This is a genomic window from Agromyces humi, assembly GCF_009720255.1.
GTDB classification, from domain to species: Bacteria; Actinomycetota; Actinomycetes; order Actinomycetales; family Microbacteriaceae; genus Agromyces; species Agromyces humi.
Map to the genome: position 1 here is coordinate 1 of NZ_WJSP02000531.1, position 2,042 is coordinate 2,042.

The window sequence follows — 2,042 nt, forward strand, 5'->3', positions numbered from 1 at the left end:
GCGGTGCTGCGCGACACCCAGGTCGCGGGCGCGGCGGCGAGGGCGGCATCCGACGACCTGGCGTCCCGGTCCGCGGCATCCGTCGGCCGCAGCTCGCGCGCGACCGCGTCGCGGAGCGCGGGCGCGACCTCCTCGGCGAAGTGCTGCATGGTGGCCGGATCGTCGCTCGCGAGGATGAAGGTGCCGATGCCCTCGTCGACGACCAGCGGCAGCAGCTGCTCGACCCACTGCGCGGCGGGCCCGTCGAGGAATCCGCCACGGCCACCCGCCGAGAACCGGCCGCCGATGTTCACGAGCCGGCGGATCTCGCGCGGGTCTCGTCCGGCGGCGAGCGCGGCCTCGTCGATGGTGGCGTTGCCGCGCGCGAGGTCGCCGGGTTGCAGGTACGCGAGCGAAGGGAGCCAGCCATCGCCCTTGCGGCCGATGAGGCGCAGCATGCGCGGCTTCAGGGCGCCGATCCAGATGGGGATGTTGTGCGCCGGAGCCGGCCCGCGCTTGGCGCCGTCCACCCGGTGGTACCTGCCGTCGACCTCGAACCGGGCGCGCTCGTCCTGGTCCCAGATGCCCCGGATGATGTCGATCGCCTCCGACAGCGCATCGACGGCCTGGCCGGGGGTGAGCTTGCGCCCGCCCATGGCGTCGATGGCGTCCCAGAAGCCGCCGGCGCCGAGGCCGAGTTCGAAGCGGCCGCCGCTCAGCAGGTCGAGGCTCGCGGCCGCGCGGGCCAGGACGGCCGGCGGCCGCAGCGGCACGTTAGTGACGTTCGCCGCCACGTGCACGCGTTCGGTGCGCGCGGCGACCCACGTGAGCAGTGTCGACGTGTCGTGGAACCGCGGCTGGTAGGGGTGGTCCTGGAACGTGACGAGGTCGAAGCCTGATGCCTCGGCGAGCTGCGCGAGGCGGACGGCCGCCTGCGGCGGGTCGTTCGTCGGGGTGATGAAGGTGCCGAACTGCAGCTCGTGGCCGTAGTGCATCGTGCTCCGTCCCTTCGGTTCTGGCGGATGCCTCCATGCTGGCGCAGCGCGGTCGGGAATGCACAGGGCGGGTAAGTCGCTTACTTCCAGTGAGTGATGGAGGTCTCATGCGCGCATCCGCGAACGAACGACACGAACGGCTCGAACGGCTCGGGCACATCGACGACGCGGCGTGCCGGCGGTTCCAGTCGACCGTCGAGTTCGCCGGACGCAAGTGGAACGCGGCCATCCTGCTCGCCGGCGTGCGCGGCGCCCGCCGGTTCTCCGAGTACCGCGCCACGGTCACCGGCATCTCCGACCGCCTGCTCGCGTCCCGGTTGCGCGAGCTCGAGGCCGAGGGCCTCATCGAGCGCCACGTGCGGCCGACCACGCCCGTGACGATCAGCTACACCCCGAGCACCGACGGCCTGCGGCTCATCGAGCTGCTGCAGCCGCTCACCGAGTGGGGGCTCGAGCGGGCGGATGCCGCGAGCTGACGCGTCGGGCGGATCCGCTCAGATCGCGCGGTGGTCGACGAACGACATGCGCGGCCCGCGGCGGGGACGCCCCCGCACCCCCTCGGCGCCGAGCAGCCGCACGACGCGGTAGCGGTGTCCGGCCCACGGTGCCATGGCCACGAGCATCTCGTCGTCGTCCATGTCGCGGCCCCACAGGGCGTGGCCGAGGTAGTTCGACAGGTGGTAGTCGCCCACCGAGAGCGCGTCGGCGTCGCCGAGCGCTCGTTGCGCCACCTCGGCAGCGGTCCACGCGCCGACGCCGGGCATGAGGGTGAGGCGCGCCGCGGCATCCGCCGGACTCATGTCGACGGCCTGCTCGAGGCGCGCCGCGTAGCGGGCGGCATTCGCGATGGTGCGGGCGCGGCGGGGATCGACCCCGGCCTTGTGCCACTCCCAGGTGGGGATGGACATCCAGCCCTCGGGCGACGGCGCGACGCGCATGGTGCGGGGCGTCGGCCGCCGGATGCACCGGATCATCACCGCCACCCTGCATACGAGTGGCCAGTTCGCCGTGCGTCTCGTCGTGCTGGTGCTCGTCGCGCTCGTCGCGCTGAGCGTCATCCTCGACCTC

General features: G+C 73.1%; 3 protein-coding genes. 1 reads left to right on the forward strand and 2 read right to left on the reverse strand.

The window, feature by feature from the left end; translation table 11 throughout:
- Nucleotides 1-974, reverse strand: a 974-nt coding sequence (locus GH736_RS21835; RefSeq protein ID WP_159607040.1) for an LLM class flavin-dependent oxidoreductase, incomplete at its 3' end; no start/stop codon positions are given.
- Between the two features lie 107 nt (nucleotides 975-1,081).
- Here GH736_RS21835 and GH736_RS21840 point away from each other — a divergent pair.
- Nucleotides 1,082-1,450 (forward strand): winged helix-turn-helix transcriptional regulator, encoded by a 369-nt coding sequence (locus GH736_RS21840; protein WP_159607042.1) that lies wholly within the window; start codon nucleotides 1,082-1,084, stop codon nucleotides 1,448-1,450.
- A gap of 18 nt (nucleotides 1,451-1,468) precedes the next feature.
- Here GH736_RS21840 and GH736_RS21845 read toward each other — a convergent pair whose 3' ends face one another.
- Nucleotides 1,469-1,882: a DNA-3-methyladenine glycosylase family protein gene (locus GH736_RS21845; protein ID WP_159607044.1), complete on the reverse strand. Its 414-nt coding sequence runs from the start codon at nucleotides 1,880-1,882 to the stop codon at nucleotides 1,469-1,471.
- Between the last annotated feature and the right edge of the window lie 160 nt (nucleotides 1,883-2,042).

Excerpts from the sequence above, each read along its gene's own strand:
- GH736_RS21840 (WP_159607042.1), top strand. The coding sequence starts at position 1,082 with ATGCGCGCATCCGCGAACGAACGACACGAACGGCTCGAACGGCTCGGG.
- GH736_RS21845 (WP_159607044.1), bottom strand. The coding sequence starts at position 1,882 with ATGTCCATCCCCACCTGGGAGTGGCACAAGGCCGGGGTCGATCCCCGC.